We start from the raw sequence: 17,562 nt of genomic DNA, 5'->3' as shown, positions 1-17,562 counted from the left end.
GCCCCCTTACTTGCCGCCGATGAAGCCAGGCACGCGCGTGCGGGCCTCGACCCAGCGCATCACCAGCATCACGGTGACGTTGATCAGCGCGTACATCAGCGTGACCGCGATGAACGATTCATACGGACGCGCGGTGTAGTCCACCAGCTGGCGCCCCTGCGCGGCCAGCTCCAGCAGGCCGATGGTCGACGCCACCGCCGAGTTCTTGAAGATATTCAGGAACTCGGAGGTCAGCGGCGGCACGATCACGCGGAACGCCATCGGCAGCAACACGTGGCGGTACGTCTGCGGCAGCGTGAAGCCCATCGCCAGGCCGGCGTTCTTCTGCCCGCGCGCCAGCGAGTTGATGCCGGAGCGCACCTGCTCGCAGACCCGCGCGGCGGTAAACGTGCCCAGGCACAGCATGGCGGCCAGGAACTGCTGCGCGAACGGGTTCATCTGCTTGATCGCCTCGCCGCCGGGCAGCAGCTCGGGCGCGACGAAGTACCAGATAAACAGCTGCACCAGCAGCGGGATGTTGCGGAAAATCTCGACATAGGTGGCGGCGATGCCGGCCAGCCATTTGTTCGGCACCGTGCGCAGCACGCCGAGCACCGAGCCGATGGCCAGGGCAATGACCCAGGACGAAAGCCCCAGCGCGAGCGTGACCTTGAGACCGGAGATCATCCAGTCCAGGTAGGTCTCGTTCTGGGCGGCCTGTTCGAGGAAAACTCCCCAATGCCAGTTGTAGTTCATGTTGCGTCCTCAAAAAGAAACGGAAGGACGAGCCTTCCGTTTCGCAGTACTGTCAACGGCAGGTCAGTCCAGCGCCTTGTCGTTAGGCGCCTTGATCAGCGTCTTCATGTCTTCGGACAGCGGGAAGTCCAGGTTCAGGCCCTTGGGCGGAACCGGTTGCATGAACCACTTGGTGTACAGGGTGTTGACCGAGCCGTCCTTCATCATGCCGGAGATCACGTTGTCGGACAGCTTCTTGAACTGCGGATCGTCCTTGCGGATCATGCAGCCGTAGGACTCGCGCGATTGCGGCTTGCCCACGACGATCCAGTCGGCCGGGTTCTTGGCCTTGGCGCGCTCGCCGTACAGCAGCGCGTCGTCCATCATGAAGGCGACCGCGCGGCCCGATTCCAGCGTCAGGAACGACTGGCCGTGGTCCTTGGTGCTGATGATGTTCACGCCCAGCTTCTGCTCGTCGTTCATCTTGCGCAGCAGGCGCTCCGACGTGGTGCCGGCGGTGGTGACGACGTTCTTGCCCTTCAGGTCGGCCCAGTCCTTGATGCCGGCGTCCTTCTTCACCATGATGCGCGTGCCGATGATGAAGATGGAGTTGGTGAAGGCGACCTGCTTCTGGCGTTCCAGGTTATTGGTGGTCGAGCCGCACTCGATATCGATGGTGCCGTTCTGCAGCAGCGTGATGCGGTTCTGCGAGGTGATCGGGATTTCCTTGACCTGCAGGTTCGGCAGCTTCAGCTGGTCCTTGATGGCTTCCACGATCTTCATGTTGATATCGTAGGAATAGCCGACCTGGCGCACGCCGCCCAGGTTGTAGTTGAACGGAATCGACGATTCGCGCACGCCGAGCGTGATGACGCCGGTGTCCTTGATCTTTTTCAGCGTGCCCGTCAGTTGTTCGGCTGCCTGTGCCGTCCCGCACATTACACCCCCGGCAATCATCAGGGCAGCCAACTTGGCGAAATTCATAACATCTCCTTGACCATGAAGAGAAAGCGGGATTCTAAGAATAAAACCCCCACTGGTGAAACAGTATTGCGCAGCATCCGCCGCAATACAACTGGGTTTTCTCCTAGAACCCCACTTCGGGGCAATCCGTGCGCAGCGCGTCCGGATACGACAACGCGGTCTCCGGCGCTTGCCGGAGACCGCGTCTGACGGTCATGAAGCCGGGGGTCCAGGGCGATTTATTGCACTGCACCATACGAGTGCCTCGCCCCGGGCCTGCCTGCCCCGATCAGGGGTACAGGCCGCGCATTTCGCGCGCCTGCAGGATCCGCGTACAGGCCACGATGAACGCCGCCGTGCGCAGCGTCACCTTGTTTTCCTGTGCCACTTGCCAGATTGCCCGGAAGGCTTCTTGCATGATCCGTACCAGGCGCTGGTTGATCTCTTCCTCGGTCCAGAAGAAGCTGGAGAAATCCTGCACCCACTCGAAGTAGGACACGGTCACGCCGCCGGCGTTGGCAATCACGTCCGGGCAGACCAGGATATTGCGCTCGCGCAGGATGTCGTCGGCCTGCGGCGTGGTCGGGCCGTTGGCGCCCTCGATCACCAGCTTTGCGGTGATCTTCGGCGCGTTTTCGGGGGTAATCTGGCCTTCCAGCGCAGCGGGGATCAGGATGTCGCAGTCGACTTCCCAGAACTGCTCGGTACGCAGGACTTCGCCGCGGAACCCGTCGATGGTGCCGCTGTGCGAGGCGTATTCCATCATCGCCGGCACGTCCAGGCCGGCCGGGTCGAACAGCGTGGTGCGATGGTCCTGTACCGCCACCACCTTGGCGCCGGCCTCATGGAACAGCTTGGCGGCCACGGCGCCGACGTTGCCGAAGCCCTGCACCGCCACGCGCGCGCCCTTGACCTCGAGGCCGATATTGCGCGCGGCCTCGGAGCCGACCACGAACACGCCGCGGCCGGTGGCCTCGTGGCGGCCCAGCGAGCCGCCCAGCGAGATCGGCTTGCCGGTCACGACGCCGGTCGAGGTGCTGCCCGAGTTCATCGAATAGGTGTCCATCATCCACGCCATCACCTGTGCGTTGGTGTTGACGTCCGGCGCCGGGATGTCCTTGCTCGGCCCGATGATGATGTTGATTTCGCTGGTGTAGCGGCGCGTCAGGCGTTCCAGCTCGGCCTGCGACAGCGTGCGCGGGTCGACGCGGATGCCGCCCTTGGCACCGCCGTACGGCACGTTGACCGCCGCGTTCTTCACCGACATCCAGGCCGACAGCGCCATCACCTCGGACAGCGTCACGTCCTGGTGGAAGCGCACGCCGCCCTTGCCCGGGCCGCGCGACAGGTTGTGCTGCACCCGGTAGCCCTCGAAATGGGCGATGGTGCCGTTATCCAGCTCGATGGGAACGTCGACGATCAGGGCGCGCTTGGGGCGCTTCAGGGTCTCGACCCAGCGCGCCAGCGAGCCCAGGTAGGGCGTGACGCGGTCGACTTGCTGCAGGTAGATACCCCAGGGGCCGAGGTTGTCGGCGTTGAGGTAGGACGGAAGTGCGTGCTTTTGGCCAGCAATGTTGGTCGGTGCTGCGGAAGACATCGGGTGGGTTCCGGGGTGGAAGATGGGCGCAAGCTTAGGCCTGGCGGCCGCTCGGAATCCAATGCCGTTTGTTCATCGGGTTATGCAGCATACGCATAACGCTGGCTGTTTGCTCCCTCTCCCGCTTGCGGGAGAGGGTTGGGGAGAGGGCCGGAGCATCAACGAAGTGAGGGTGTCGGTATGCCAGTGCCTACCCTCTCCCCCGCCCCTCTCCCGCAAGCGGGAGAGGGGAGAAAACCATCGCTAGACCGAAGTCAACGTCCCCCACACCTGGTCCACCAGTTGCCGCTTGCGCCGTGCCCCGGCGCGCCGTTCCCCGCCGTTCTCGCCCGGCTTCTCCCGATACAACCGGATTTCCATGTCGATCGACAGCGGCAGGCCGCGCGCCGACTCGGCCCGCACCAGCCGTCCCGCCGCGACGTCTTCGCGTACCGCGCTTTCGGGCAGGAAGGCCATGCCGTGGCCGGACAGCGCCATCACCTTGAGCGCCTCGGCCATATCGGTTTCGTAGCACTTGTCGAGCTTGAGCGCCTCGGCGGTTTCGGCCAGCAGCAGGTCGACCATGCGGCCAAGGAAGGCGTTGGGCGTATAGCTGAGGAACGGCACCGGCTTCTTGTCGGTGCCCGGCAGCCGGAACAGGGGCTTGCCGGCGGCGTCCGGCACGCTGTAGGGCGACAGCCGTTCGGTACCGAGCACCAGCATGTCGTACCGCGCCGGATCGAGCTGGATGGCCTGGCGCGCGTGGTGGTAGACCATCACCAGGTCGCAGCCGCCTTCGACCAGCATCAGCACCGCGTCATGGACATTGAGCGCACGCAGCCGGCACGGCAGCGTGCCGAGCTTGCGCTCCAGCGCCTTGAGCCATTCCGGGAAAAAGGTCAGCGACAGCGTGTGCGGCACCGCGAATTCCAGCACCTGCGCGTTGGCCGAGCGCTGGCCGCGCATCAGCGCGCGGGTCTCGCTGACCTGCGCCAGCATGGCCAGCGCCTGCTCGTAGAACACCTTGCCGGCCGGCGTCAGGCTGGTGGGATAGCTCGAGCGGTCGATCAGTTCGGTGCCAACCCATGCCTCCAGCGACTGGATCCGGCGCGAGAACGCCGGCTGCGTGACATGGCGCAGCTCGGCCGAGCGCGAGAAGCTGTGCGTCTCGGCCAGGCTGACGAAGTCTTCAAGCCATTTGATTTCCATGACGCGGATTATCCACCGGCGCGCGGCGCTTCGCCAGCCGCCGCCTAGCCCCGGTGGGCCCAGCCGGTCATGCGCTTCTCGACCACCGCGAACAGCTCGTACATCGCCATCGCCATCACCGCGATCACCACCAGGCCGGCAAACGCCAGCGGCATCTTCATGGCGGAGCCGGCCGACACCAGCAGGTAGCCGATGCCCTCGTTGGCGGCATTCATCTCCGACACCGTGGTGCCGACAAAGGCCAGCGTGATCGCAACCTTGAGGGAGGCGAAGAAATACGGCAGCGCGCGCGGCAGGCCGACCTTGAACAGCACGTCGCGCCGCTTGGCGCCGAGCACGCGCAGCACGTCTTCCAGTTCCGGCTCGAGCGTGGCCAGCCCGGTGGCGATATTGACCATGATCGGGAAGAACGAGATCAGGAACGCGGTCAGGATGGCCGGGCCCGCGCCGAGCCCGAACCACACCACCAGGATCGGCACGAAGGCGGCCTTGGGCAGCGCGTTGAAGGCGGTCATCAGCGGGTAGCTGGCGGCGTAGAGCAGCCGCGACGAGCCCATCGCCAGCCCGAGCAGCACGCCCACGCCGATGGCCACGCCGAAGCCCACCATGGTGGTCCAGAAGGTGCGCCAGGCATGGCCGGCGATCACGTCCGCGTAATCCACCAGCGCGGCCACGATCGCGGACGGCGTCGGCAGGACGAAGTCGGATACGTCAAAGGCCATGCACGCGCCCTGCCATAGCAGCAGCACCGCGGCCAGCAGCAGCCACGGCACCACGCGCTGCACGCGGCGCTCCTGCGCGGAAGTCAAGGTCATCATCATCGTCGGGTCTCGGTGTTTGCCTCAGTGTTGGCGCACATGGCCGATCTTCTCGCGCAGCGCGTGCACCAGCTCGGCGAAGGGCTCGGTATAGGTCAGTTCCAGATCACGCGGCCGCGGCAGGCCGATCTCCTTGCGCATCACGATGCGGCCGGGGCGCTGGCTCATCACGTAGACCGTGTCGGCGAGGAACACGGCCTCGCGCAGGTCGTGCGTGACCAGGATCACGTTGAAGCGCTGCGCCTGCCACAGGTCGCGCAGCACGCACCACAGTTCCTCGCGGGTGAATGCGTCGAGCGCGCCGAACGGCTCGTCGAGCAGCAGCATGCGCGGCTGGTGGATCAGCGCGCGGCAGATCGACGCGCGCTGCTGCATGCCGCCGGAGAGCTGCCACGGGTATTTCTCCTCGTAGCCGCCCAGGCCCACGGTATGCAGCAGCCGCCGGGCGCGGCCGACGTACTCGTCGCGGCGCGCGCGCAGGGTCGAGCGATAGGGCTCGACGATTTCCAGCGGCAGCATCACGTTGTCGAGCGTGGTGCGCCACGGCAGCAGCGTCGGCGCCTGGAACGCCATGCCCACCTGCTTGAGCGGCCCGCTCACCTTCTGTCCGGCAACCTTGACGATGCCGCGCGTGGCGGGTTTCAGGCCGGTGGCCAGCTTCATGAAGGTGGATTTGCCGCAGCCGGACGGGCCGACGATGGCGATGAACTCGCCCGGCGCGGCCTGCAGCGACAGGTCTTCCACCGCGAACTCGCCCTGGCGCGCGAGCGTGTCGTCATAGGCCAGCCAGACCCGGTTGAAATCGACGAAGGGCTCGACGGGCGCGGTCGCAGCTGTCGCGGCTGTCGCGGCGGCCGGCATGGATTCAGCCAGGCGCGCCATCATCGCAGCACGTCCAGTTCGGCCGCGCTCGGCAGGTACGCGTCGGTCCACAGCGCATCGGCGTTGATACGGCCCTTGGTGCCGAAGGCATCGGCCACTTGCGAGGCCATCAGCGACAGGCGCGGCTTGCTGATGCGGCCAAAGCCCTCGGCCCTGGCGTCGGGCGACCTGACCACGCTGTCCAGCGCCAGCTTCAGCCGGCGCGTTTCCAGCTTCTCGTCGATGATGCCGTCGCGCGCCTTGAGCGCGCGGATGCCCTCTTCCGGACGGGCGATCACGTCGCGCGCCGACTTGCTGAAGGCACGCAGGAATGCCTTCACCGCCTCCGGGTTCTTCCTGATGAATTCCTCCGAGGCGATCACGGCGTTGCCGTACAGCTTCACGCCGAACTGCGGGTATGGCAGCACCACGATGTCGTCGTCCTTCACGCCGCGCGCATTCAGGTTCAGGACCGACGTGAACGAAAAGCCGGTAATGGCATCGAGGTCGCCGCGCACCAGCATGGTTTCGCGCAGCGTCGGGTCCATCGCCTGCCAGTTGAACGACGATGCCTGCAGGCCGTTGGCACGCGCGAAGATCGGGAAGGCGCGGCGACCGGCGTCGAATACCGGCGCGCCCAGGCGCTTGCCGGCCAGGTCCTTCGGCGCGCGGATGCCCGACTTCTTCAGTGCCAGGATGGCCGCGGGCGTGTTGTTGTAGACCATCATCACGGCCACCGGCTTGTTCTTCGCATCCGGGTTGTTGCCGTAGAACTCCATCACCGAGGACATGTCGGCGAAGCCCATGTCATAGGTGCCCGAGGCCACGCGGTTGACCACGTTGCCCGAGCCATTGCCGGCATCGATCGAGACTTCGAGCTTTTCGGCCTTGTAGTAGCCCTTCTGCTCGCCGAGCAGGAACAGTGCCGCCGGTCCTTCGAAGCGCCAGTCGAGCTGGAACCTGACCTTGGCGGCCGCGGCCTGCGCGTGGGCAGCGCCGGCGAATTGTGTCGACAGCACCAGGCTGGTGCCGAGCATTGCGCCCAGCTTCAGAAGGCGGCGGCGTGCCGGAGCACGGGACGGACCTGCGGCGGCATTACCGGCGTTCTCGCTGACAGCCGTGAAAACGCCGGGCGACACTTGCGCAGCGCGGGATTGGGGCATGGCATCTCTCCGTGGATAGTGATTTCGGAGGGATCCGTCCGCAAGGGACATGCCAGCCTTGCAGGCCCCGTTTCAGGGCGTGCCCGCGCGCGATTGTCGAACCAGAAATGGGCGCGGCGATTGCCGCAGCGGCATCGTCGGCAGCGATTGCCGACAATCCGCGCCGCGCCCTGGTGCAAGCCGGCGCGGCGGATAGCGGCTCAGGCGTCCTGGGTGGCGTCGCCCACGTCGAGTGCGAGCGCCTCGCCACCGACGGCGTCGCCGCCCCTGGCGGCGGCGCGCGCCTGGATGTCCCACATCTCGGCATAGCGCCCGCCCGCGCGCATCAGCTCGGCATGGGTGCCACGCTCGACGATGCGGCCGTGGTCCATCACCAGGATCTGGTCGGCATGGACCACCGTGGAGAGCCGGTGCGCGATCAGCAGCGTGGTGCGGTTCTGCGCCAGGCGCATCAGCTCGGCCTGGATTGCCTGCTCGGTGCGCGAATCCAGCGCGGAAGTGGCCTCGTCGAAGACCAGCACCGGCGGATTCTTCAGCAGCGTGCGCGCGATCGCCACGCGCTGCTTTTCGCCGCCGGACAGCTTCAGGCCGCGCTCGCCTACCGGGGTGTCGTAGCCCTGCGGCAGTTCGCGGATAAAGGCGTCGATCTGCGCCGCCTGCGCCGCGGCGATGACTTCGTCGCGGGTCGCTTCCGGGCGGCCGTAGGCGATGTTGTAGTAGATGCTGTCGTTGAACAGCACGGTGTCCTGCGGCACGATGCCGATGGCACGGCGCAGGCTGTCCTGGGTAATGGCGCGGATATCCTGCCCGTCGATCTCGATCGCGCCGCTGTTGACGTCGTAGAAGCGGAACAGCAGCCGCGCCAGCGTCGACTTGCCCGAGCCGCTGTGGCCGACCACGGCGGTCGTGGTGCCGGCCGCAATATTGAAATCCACGCCATCCAGAATGGTGCGGTCCGGCTCGTAGCCGAAGCGCACGTCGCGGAACCGCACCTGCGCGCCGTTGACCTTGAGCGGCTGCGCGCCTGCAGAGTCGGCCACCTCCTGGTTGGTGCCCAGCAGCACGAACATCCGGTCCATGTCGGTAGTGGCCTGCTTGATCTCGCGGTAGATCACGCCGAGGAAGTTCAGCGGGATGTAGAGCTGGATCATCAGCGTGTTGACCAGCACCAGGTCGCCGAGCGTCAGCTTGCCATCGACCACGCCCACGGTGGCGCGCCACAGGATCAGGATCAGCCCGACGGCGATGATGACCTGCTGGCCGAAGTTCAGGAAAGACAGCGAATTCTGTGAGCGGATCGCCGCGGCGCGGTAGTTGAGCAGGTTCTCGTCGTAGCGCCGGGCTTCGTATTCCTCATTGCCGAAGTACTTGACGGTCTCGAAGTTCAGCAGCGAATCGATCGCCTTCTGGTTGGCGCGCGAGTCCAGCTCGTTCATCTTTCGGCGGAAATGCGTGCGCCATTCCGTCACGACGATGGTGAAGACGATATAGCTGAGCAGCGCGCAGCCGGTGATCGCCGCGAACCAGATGTCGTAGTGCAGCACGAAAAAGCCGATCACCAGCGCCATCTCGACCAGCGTGGGCAGGATGCTGTACAGCGAGTACGAGATCAGCGACTGGATGCCGCGCGTGCCGCGCTCGATGTCGCGGCTCATGCCGCCGGTCTGCCGGTCCAGGTGGAAGCGCAGCGACAGCGCGTGCAGGTGCCGGAACACCTGCAGCGCGATCTCGCGCACCGCGCTCTGCGTGACCTTGGAAAAGAGGATTTCGCGCAACTCGGTGAACAGCGTCGCCGACAGCCGCAGCATGCCGTAGGCGACGATCAGCCCGACCGGCACCGCCAGCAGCGCGCGCGGGTCGCCGGCGGTGATGTTCATGCTGTCGATCAGGCGCTTCATCAGCACCGGCACGCCCAGGTTGGCCACCTTGGCCGCGACCAGGCACGCGAGCGCCAGCATCACGCGCCACTTGTAGTGCCAGACGTATGGCAGCAGGTTGCGCACGGTCTGCCAGTCGCTGCGGGGGGCGCGCTGGCCGGGAAAGAGCTTGACCGAGGCGGGGTCGGGGGCCTGCTCGGCGGTCGTGGAATAGCGGCGCATACGTTAGAATTCGGGCCAATGCGCGATTGTCGCAGGAATCGCATTGCGCGGCAGGCGAAGGGTTTTTCGTCGCGGCCGGCGCCCCTCTTCAGAAGTCCACCCGCATACCGTCATGAACGCTTCCCATACCGTCCCCGCCCTGCCCGCCGGCAAGAATCCCGCCCTGCGCGTGGTGCCGATGCCCGCGGACGCCAACGTACATGGCGACGTGTTCGGCGGCTGGATCATGTCGCAGGTGGATATCGCCGGCTCGATCCCGGCGGTCGAGCGCGCGCAAGGGCGCGTGGCCACCGTCGCGGTCAATTCCTTCCTGTTCAAGCACCCGGTGTTCGTCGGCGACCTGGTGAGTTTCTACGCCGACATCGTCAAGACCGGCCGCACCTCGATCACGGTCGAGGTCGAAGTCTATGCGCAGCGCATGCGGCACAGCAACGAGATCGTCAAGGTGACCGAGGCAACGCTGACCTATGTGGCGACGGACGAGTCGCGGCAGCCGCGGGTGTTGCCGACGGCTTGAGACAATAGCCTACGGTGTTCTCCCCTCTCCCTCTGGGAGAGGGGAGCAAACAAGGCGAAGTCTCAGCCCCTCACTCAAACTTCGAGAAATCCGGCTTACGCTTCTCGAAGAACGCGCTGAACGCCTCCTTCGCCTCCGGTGCCACCAGCATGCGCCGGAACACCGCGCCTTCGTCGGCCATCTGTTTCTCCACCTCGGCCTGGGCGCCGGCCTTCATCAGGCGCTTGGTCTCGCGCAGCGAAGACGCCGGCAACGCCGCCAGCTTGCGCGCCTGCGCCAGGGCAAAGTCATGCAGCTCGGCCACCGGCAGCACCCGCGTCACCAGCCCGATCTCCAGTGCCTCCTGCGCGCTGAAGGCCTCGCCCAGCATCAGCTTCTCGGCGGCGCGCTGGTAACCCACCAGGCGTGGCAGCAGCAGGCTGGAGGCGGCTTCCGGGCACAGCCCCAGCTGCACGAACGGCAGCGACAGCTTGGCGGTGTCCGAGGCATAAACCATGTCGCAATGCAGCAGCATGGTGGTGCCCACGCCGACCGCTGCGCCGCTGACCGCCGCGACGATGGGCTTGCTGGCATGGCTGATCTGGTACAGGAACTGGAACACCGGCGCCTGCTCCGCGCCCTCGCCCGCCGTCGGCGGGCGCTGCATGAAATCTTCGAGATCATTGCCGGCGGTGAAGACCTCGGGCTTGCCGCGCAGCAGGATGGCGCGCACGGCTGGATCGCTCTCGGCCGCGCGCAGCGCGTCGGCCAGATCCTGGTACATCGCCGCGGTGATGGCGTTCTTCTTGTCGATGCGGTCGAACTCGAGCGTCAGGATGCCCTGCTCGATGCTGGTACGGATGCTCATGGTGTCCTCGTCTGTGGGATTTATTCGAAAGGTGGCGGCGATGCGGAAAGATAGCTAAGGCCGAACGCGCGCGCACCGACATTCAGCGCCACCGTCAGGCTCATCGGCGCCAGCATCAGCTCGACGCCCTGGCTGCGCGCCACCTGTGCCAGCGACTGGTAGGCCGGCATCGCCCGCACGTCATCGAGGGGACCGGCGTAGCAGACCGAAATCGCCGGCACCAGCAGGTCGCCGGCGCGGATGCATTGCTCGGCATGCTCCAGCACGCGGCGTGCGCCCTCTTCCGAGCCGCGCGCCCTGGCGATCGCTTCGGTATGGCCGCGATGCATGCGCACCACCGGCCGGATCTTGAATGCGCTGCCCATCACGTAGCGGCCCCAGGTGATGCTGCCCTCGCCCTTCTGGCGCGCGCGGGTGTACATGTAAAGCAGTTCGTCCGGCACCAGGAACATGTGGGCGGCATCGCGCAGGCGCGTTTCAACAGCCTCGCGCACTGCCTGCGGGCTGGCGCCGCCGATGGCCATGCGCGCGGCCTCTCGCACGATCAGCGCCTGGCCCGGACCAATGGCACCGGTGTCGATCACGGTCAGGTCGAACAACCCTGAGCGGCCGGCTTGCTTGCGCAACCGCACGCTGCGGGCCACGGTGCCGATCACGGCGCCGCTCGCATGCGCATACAGCTTGCTGCGCGCGCTGGCGATGGTGAGCAGGATGGCGCGGTCGCATTGCGTGACCACATTGCGCAGCAGGTGTTCTTCCAGCTCGCGTTCGAGCAGCGGAATGGATTCGGCGTAATGATCCTGGCGGCCGACCAGGTATTGCCGGTAGAGCGCGGGCAGCGCGTCTTCGTCGCGCGTGTCGGCGACAAAGCGTTCGCCCGCGCGGATGCGGAACGGAATGGTGTGGACCTTCAGCGCGGCCATGATGCCGCGCGGCAAATCGCACGCGGCATCGGCCAGGATGGCTGTCTCCTGCATATTGTTGTCTCCTCCCTGCTGGTGACCCGCGCTCGCGGGCGGCAGCCCCCGGTACTGCTCTCTTCACCTGACAGAAGGGCGGGACGGTCCCCCCGGGAAACCGTCCCGCAGGCGCGTTTATACGCGCTCGAAGATGCCTGCGGCGCCCATGCCCGTGCCGACGCACATGGTGACCATGCCGTACTTCAGGTTGTGGCGGCGCAGCGCATGCACCACCGTGGCCGATCGAATCGCACCGGTCGCGCCGAGCGGATGGCCCAGCGCGATTGCGCCGCCCATGCGGTTGACCTTGGCGGGATCGAGATCCAGGTCGCGCATCACCGCCAGCGATTGCGCGGCGAAGGCTTCGTTCAGCTCGATCCAGTCGATCTGGTCCTGCGTCAGGCCGGCGGCCTTCAGCGCGGCCGGGATCGCTTCCTTCGGACCGATGCCCATGATCTCGGGCGGCACGCCGCGCACCGCGAACGAGACGAAGCGCGCCAGCGGCACCAGGTTGAACTGCTTGAGGATCTTTTCCGAAACCAGGATCAGCGCGCCGGCGCCGTCCGAGGTCTGCGAGCTGTTGCCGGCGGTGACGCTGCCCTTGTTGGCAAACACCGGGCGCAGCTTGCCGAGGCCTTCCAGCGAGGTTTCAGGCCGCGGGCCTTCATCCAGCGAGATGGTGCGCGTCTTCACGCTGACCTGGCCGCTGGCGAGGTCGGGGAAGCGCTCGACGATCTCGATCGGCGTGATCTCGTCCTTGAACTCGCCGGCCTGCTGCGCCGCGATGGCCTTCTGGTGCGAAGCGAGCGAGAACGCGTCCTGGTCCTCGCGGCTGACCTTCCATTGCTGCGCCACCTTCTCGGCGGTCAGGCCCATGCCGTAGGCAATGCCCACGTTCTCGTCGCGCGTAAAGATATCCGGCGACATCGACGGCGAGTTGCCCATCATCGGCACCATGCTCATCGACTCGATACCGGCGGCGATCATCACATCGGATTCGCCCACGCGGATGCGATCGGCCGCCATCGCCACCGCGCTCACGCCGGAGGCGCAGAAGCGGTTGACGGTGATGCCGCCCACGGTGTTGGGCAGGCCCGACAGCAGCGCGCCGATACGCGCCACGTTCAGGCCCTGCTGCGCTTCGGGAATGGCGCAGCCGACGATGGCGTCCTCGATCAGCTTCGGGTCCAGGTCCGGCACCTGCGCCACCGCGGACTTCAGGATGGTGGCCAGCAGGTCGTCCGGGCGCGTGTTCTTGAACGCGCCCTTGGGCGCCTTGCCGATCGGCGAGCGGGTGGCCGCAACGATATATGCGTCTTGCAGTTGTTTCATGATCTCGGTTCCTCGCTAGCCTGATTAGTTGCGCACCGGCTTGCCGGTCTGCAGCATGCCCATGATGCGCTCCTGCGTCTTGCCGGTTCCCAGCAGGTCGACGAAGGCCTTGCGCTCCAGCGTCAGCAGCCAGTCTTCGCTGACCAGCGAGCCGGCCTCGACGTCGCCGCCGCACACCACTTCGGCGATGCGGGTGGCGATCAGGAAGTCATGCGCGGAGATAAAGCCACCGTCGCGCATATTGACCAGCGATGCCTTGATGGTGGCGATGCCCGAGCGGCCGGCCACCGGGACCAGCGCCGGCAGCGGCGCGCGGTAGCCGGCGTCGGCCAGCGCGCGCACTTCGTTCTGCGCCACGTGCAGCAGCTCATGCACGTTGAAGACGATCTTGTCGGACGGCTGCAGATAGCCCATCTGGCGCGCTTCCAGTGCCGATGCGGATACCTTGGCCATCGCCGCGCTCTGGAAGCGGCTGGTCAGGAATTGCAGGTAGTTGGTGCTGCCTGCCGCCTGCGCGGCGCGTGCGGCGGCCAGCGCGGCTTCCTTCAGCCCGCCGCCGGCCGGGACCAGGCCCACGCCGACCTCCACCAGGCCGATATACGTTTCGAGCGCAGCCACGCGCGCAGCCGAATGCAGCATCAGCTCGCAGCCGCCGCCGAGCGCGATGCCCGACGCCGCCGACACCACCGGCACCGACGCGTACTTCACGCGCATCATCCCGTCCTGGAATTTCTTCACGAACGGCTCGATGCCCTTGGCACCGCCCATCATGAAGGCAGGCATCGCCGCTTCCAGGTTGGCGCCGGCCGAGAACGGGCCGCCCGGCGCGCCCAGCTGCAGCGAGGTCGGCTGCCACACCACCAGGCCCTTGTAGCCGGCCTCGGCCAGGTCGATGGCGCGGGTCAGGCCGTCGATCACGTCCGGCCCGATGGTGTTCATCTTGCTCTTGAACGAGACCACCAGCACATCGTCCTGGCCCTCGCCCACCCAGATGCGCACCGCATCGTTCTCTTCGACGGTGCGGCCGGCCTTGCGCGGATCCGCAGCGACGCTGCCCTGGATCGCCGCGCGGAAGGCCTGGCGCTGGTACACCGGCAGCGTGCTGCGCGCGACGAACGACTGCGTCGCGGGCGACCACGAACCGGCAGCCGCGTGCACACCCTGGTTGTCGGCAACCGGACCGGAGAATACCCACGCCGGCAGCGGCGCGCCCGACAGCGCCTTGCCGCCCTCGACGTCTTCCTTCACCCACTCGGCCACCTGCTTCCAGCCGGCCGCCTGCCAGTCCTCGAACGGGCCCGAGTTCCAGCCGAAGCCCCAGCGGATCGCCAGGTCGATATCGGCGGCCGAGCCGGCGATCTGCTCAAGGTAGACGGCGATGTAGTGGAACACGTCGCGGAACACCGCCCACAGAAACTGCGCCTGCGGGTTGGTCGACTCGCGCAGCAGCCGGATGCGCTCGGCCGGCTCCTTCTTCAGCATGCGCACCACGATCTCGTCGGCCTTCTTGCCGGCATCGACGTACTGGCCGGTGCTGGCGTCGAGCACCTTGATGGCCTTGCCTTCCTTCTTGTAGAAGCCGGCGCCGGTCTTCTGCCCGAGCGCGCCTGCGTCGACCAGGCCCTTGAGCACGGCCGGGGTCTGGTAGACCGGCGCGAACGGGTCGTCGTGCAGGTTGTCCTGCATGGTTTTGATCACGTGCGCCATGGTGTCCAGGCCGACCACGTCCGCGGTGCGGAAGGTGGCGGACTTGGCGCGGCCCAGCCTGGAACCGGTCAGGTCGTCGACCACGTCGAAGGGGATGCCGAACTTCTGGGCCTCGGCGAACACCGCCAGGATCGAGAAGATGCCGACACGGTTGGCGATAAAGTTGGGCGTGTCCTTGGCGCGCACCACGCCCTTGCCGAGCGTGGTGGTCAGGAAGGCTTCGAGCTGGTCGAGGATCTGCGGCTGCGTGGTCGCGGTCGGGATCAGCTCGACCAGATGCATGTAGCGCGGCGGGTTGAAGAAGTGGACGCCACAGAAGCGCGACTTCAGGTCCGCATCAAACCCGTCGGACAGCGCGGTGATCGACAGGCCCGAGGTGTTGGTCGCAAAGATCGCGTGCGAGGCCAGGTGCGGCGCGACCTTCTTGTACAGGTCGTGCTTCCAGTCCATGCGCTCGGCGATCGCCTCGATCACCAGGTCGCATTCCTTGAGCAGCGCGATATCGTCTTCGTAGTTGGCTGCCTGGATCAGGCCGGCCTCATCCTTGATGCCCAGCGGCGCGGGCGACAGCTTCTTCAGGTTCTCGATGGCACGCAGCGCGATGCCGTTCTTGGCGCCTTCCTTGGCGGGAAGGTCGAACAGCACCACCGGCACGCGCGCGTTGATCAGGTGGGCGGCAATCTGCGCGCCCATGACGCCGGCACCCAGCACGGCGACTTTCTTGACGATGAAATTGGACATGCGCGCTCCTAGATTAGTGAGCGTTGAGGTGAGAGTGGTTGCAGGCGCTTCCATTGGCGGTCGGTTTGCTCCCCTCTCCCTCTGGGAGAGGGGTGGGGGAGAGGGCGGCGTGTCGACGAAGTGCCTCGGCATATCGACCTCCGGCCCTCTCCCCCGCCCCTCTCCCGCAGGCGGGAGAGGGGAGCACACCGGCGGCAAAGGAAGCCGCCCCGGCAAATCAGAACAAATCCGCGTCCAGCGCCATCAGCGACGCCGAACCCGCGCGCGCCTTGCGGATTTCCGCGGCCGTTTCCGGCAGCAGCTTGGCAAAGTAGAAGCGCGCGGTGGCCAGCTTGGCGGTGTAGAACTTGTCGCCGCTGCCCTGCTTCTCCAGCGCGACCTTGGCCATGCGGGCCCAGAAGTAGGCAAACACCAGGTGGCCCACCACGCGCAGGTACGGCACCGCGGCGGCGCCGACTTCGTCGGCGTTGCCCATCGCCTTCATGCCGATTTCCATGGTCAGCTTCTGCACCTTGTCGCCCAGGTCGGCCAGCGGGTTGACGAACTCCTGCATGGCTTCGCTGGTGCCTTCGGCCTCGACGAATTCCTGCACGATCTTGCCGAAGGCCTTCATCCTGGCGCCCATGTCGCCCAGGATCTTGCGGCCCAGCAGGTCCAGCGCCTGGATGGTGTTGGTGCCTTCGTAGATCATGTTGATGCGGGCGTCGCGCACGTATTGCTCCATGCCCCATTCGGAGATGTAGCCGTGGCCGCCGAACACCTGCATGCCCTCGTTGGTGGCGGTGAAGGCGTTGTCGGTCAGGAACGCCTTGATCACCGGCGTCAGCAGCGCGACCAGGTCGCCGGCCTGCTTGCGCACGGCCTCGTCCGGGTGCGACAGCTCGCGGTCGATCTGCAGCGCGGTCCAGTAGCTGAAGGCGCGGCCGCCCTCGGCGTAGGCGCGCTGGGTCAGCAGCATGCGGCGCACGTCGGGGTGCACGATGATCGGGTCGGCGGCTTTCTCGGGCGCCTTGGGACCGGTCAGCGCGCGCATCTGCAGGCGGTCCTTGGCGTAGGCGACCGAGTTCTGGTACGCCACCTCGGTCAGGCCCAGGCCCTGCGCGCCCACGCCCAGGCGCGCGGCGTTCATCATCACGAACATGGCGTTCAGGCCCTTGTTGGGCTCGCCCACCATCCAGCCACGCGCGCCGTCCAGGTTCATCACGCAGGTGGCATTGCCGTGGATGCCCATCTTGTGCTCGATCGAGCCGCACTGGATGCCGTTGCGCTGGCCCGGGTTGCCGCTGGCATCGGGGATGAACTTGGGCACCACGAACAGCGAGATGCCCTTGGTGCCGGCGGGCGCGTCCGGCAGGCGCGCCAGCACCAGGTGGATGATGTTCTCGGCCAGGTCGTGCTCGCCGGCGGAGATGAAGATCTTGGTGCCCGTGATCAGGTAGGAGCCATCGGCCTGGGGCTCGGCCTTGCTGCGCAGGATGCCCAGGTCGGTGCCGCAATGCGGCTCGGTCAGGCACATGGTGCCGGTCCACACGCCGGACACCAGCTTGGGCAGGTAGGTCTGCTGCAGCTCGGGGGTGCCGTGTGCGTGCAGGGCCTCATAGGCGCCGTGCGACAGGCCCGGGTACATGGTCCAGGCCTGGTTGGCCGAGTTCAGCATCTCGTAGACCACGTTGTTGACCACGATCGGCAGACCCTGGCCGCCAAAGGCGGGATCGCACGCCAGCGCCGGCCAGCCGGCCTCGACATACTGCTGGTAGGCTTCCTTGAAGCCGGTGGGCGCCTTGACCACGCCGTCGCCGACGTAGGTGCAGCCTTCGCGGTCGCCCACCTGGTTGAGCGGGAACACCACGTCCGCGCAGAACTTGCCGGCTTCCTCGATGACCTGGTTGATGGTGTCCGCGTCGATGTCCGCGTGCGGCGGCATCGCCTTGAGTTCGGCTTCGGCGCCGAGCAGTTCATGGAGCACGAACTGCATGTCGCGCAACGGTGCGGTGTACTGGCCCATCAGAGACTCCTTGGAGTTGTGCGATGCCGCCACGCCGCCCGTCCCGCTTGC

The 17,562-nt window shown here is 66.5% G+C and carries 14 protein-coding genes; 1 reads left to right on the top strand and 13 read right to left on the bottom strand.

Annotated features, from left to right (window positions below; all coding sequences use genetic code 11):
• Positions 1-6: 6 nt before the first annotated feature.
• The 8 genes from FHX60_RS15575 to FHX60_RS15540 form a co-directional block, all read right to left on the bottom strand.
• Positions 7-735 carry an amino acid ABC transporter permease gene (locus FHX60_RS15575; protein ID WP_112773771.1) on the bottom strand — a complete coding sequence of 243 codons (729 nt, stop codon included), beginning with the start codon at positions 733-735 and terminating at the stop codon, positions 7-9.
• Between the two features lie 63 nt (positions 736-798).
• The gene (locus FHX60_RS15570) at positions 799-1,698 is read right to left on the bottom strand and encodes a glutamate/aspartate ABC transporter substrate-binding protein (RefSeq protein ID WP_112773772.1); all 900 of its coding nucleotides are present in this window, start codon (positions 1,696-1,698) and stop codon (positions 799-801) included.
• Positions 1,699-1,966: 268 nt separating this feature from the next.
• Positions 1,967-3,274 carry a Glu/Leu/Phe/Val family dehydrogenase gene (locus FHX60_RS15565; RefSeq protein WP_112773773.1) on the bottom strand — a complete coding sequence of 436 codons (1,308 nt, stop codon included), beginning with the start codon at positions 3,272-3,274 and terminating at the stop codon, positions 1,967-1,969.
• A gap of 243 nt (positions 3,275-3,517) precedes the next feature.
• Positions 3,518-4,462 (bottom strand): LysR family transcriptional regulator, encoded by a 945-nt coding sequence (locus FHX60_RS15560; RefSeq protein WP_183283865.1) that lies wholly within the window; start codon positions 4,460-4,462, stop codon positions 3,518-3,520.
• 44 nt (positions 4,463-4,506) lie between these two features.
• Complete coding sequence (locus tag FHX60_RS15555) at positions 4,507-5,280, bottom strand: ABC transporter permease (protein WP_183284047.1); 774 nt, start codon at positions 5,278-5,280, stop codon at positions 4,507-4,509.
• Positions 5,281-5,304: 24 nt separating this feature from the next.
• Positions 5,305-6,165 (bottom strand): ABC transporter ATP-binding protein, encoded by an 861-nt coding sequence (locus tag FHX60_RS15550; protein ID WP_183283864.1) that lies wholly within the window; start codon positions 6,163-6,165, stop codon positions 5,305-5,307.
• Positions 6,162-7,304 carry an ABC transporter substrate-binding protein gene (locus FHX60_RS15545; protein WP_183283863.1) on the bottom strand — a complete coding sequence of 381 codons (1,143 nt, stop codon included), beginning with the start codon at positions 7,302-7,304 and terminating at the stop codon, positions 6,162-6,164. The genes FHX60_RS15550 and FHX60_RS15545 overlap by 4 nt, the downstream gene beginning before the upstream one ends.
• Positions 7,305-7,504: 200 nt before the next feature.
• Positions 7,505-9,403, bottom strand: coding sequence for an ABCB family ABC transporter ATP-binding protein/permease (locus tag FHX60_RS15540; RefSeq protein WP_183283862.1), 1,899 nt, complete (start codon positions 9,401-9,403; stop codon positions 7,505-7,507).
• A 112-nt stretch (positions 9,404-9,515) separates the two neighbouring features.
• Here FHX60_RS15540 and FHX60_RS15535 point away from each other — a divergent pair, with 112 nt between their 5' ends.
• Positions 9,516-9,920, top strand: a complete 405-nt coding sequence (locus FHX60_RS15535) for an acyl-CoA thioesterase (RefSeq protein ID WP_112773777.1) — start codon at positions 9,516-9,518, stop codon at positions 9,918-9,920.
• 70 nt (positions 9,921-9,990) lie between these two features.
• Here the strand turns inward: FHX60_RS15535 and FHX60_RS15530 are convergent, their stop codons facing one another.
• The 5 genes from FHX60_RS15530 to FHX60_RS15510 form a co-directional block, all read right to left on the bottom strand.
• Positions 9,991-10,767 (bottom strand): enoyl-CoA hydratase, encoded by a 777-nt coding sequence (locus tag FHX60_RS15530; RefSeq protein ID WP_183283861.1) that lies wholly within the window; start codon positions 10,765-10,767, stop codon positions 9,991-9,993.
• 20 nt (positions 10,768-10,787) lie between these two features.
• The gene (locus FHX60_RS15525; protein ID WP_183283860.1) at positions 10,788-11,744 is read right to left on the bottom strand and encodes a DegV family protein; all 957 of its coding nucleotides are present in this window, start codon (positions 11,742-11,744) and stop codon (positions 10,788-10,790) included.
• Between the two features lie 117 nt (positions 11,745-11,861).
• Positions 11,862-13,061: an acetyl-CoA C-acyltransferase gene (locus FHX60_RS15520; protein ID WP_112773780.1), complete on the bottom strand. Its 1,200-nt coding sequence runs from the start codon at positions 13,059-13,061 to the stop codon at positions 11,862-11,864.
• A 21-nt stretch (positions 13,062-13,082) separates the two neighbouring features.
• On the bottom strand, positions 13,083-15,506 hold the full coding sequence (locus tag FHX60_RS15515) for a 3-hydroxyacyl-CoA dehydrogenase/enoyl-CoA hydratase family protein (RefSeq protein ID WP_183283859.1): 2,424 nt from the start codon (positions 15,504-15,506) through the stop codon (positions 13,083-13,085).
• 217 nt (positions 15,507-15,723) lie between these two features.
• Entirely contained in the window at positions 15,724-17,511 is a 1,788-nt protein-coding gene (locus tag FHX60_RS15510) for an acyl-CoA dehydrogenase C-terminal domain-containing protein (protein WP_183283858.1), read from the bottom strand.
• Positions 17,512-17,562 lie beyond the last annotated feature (51 nt).

It is taken from the genome of Cupriavidus alkaliphilus (assembly GCF_014191175.1).
In the GTDB taxonomy this organism is placed as follows: domain Bacteria; phylum Pseudomonadota; class Gammaproteobacteria; order Burkholderiales; family Burkholderiaceae; genus Cupriavidus; species Cupriavidus alkaliphilus.
The sequence above is the reverse complement of the archived record's forward strand: the minus strand, read 5'-3'. Positions and strand labels throughout refer to the sequence as shown.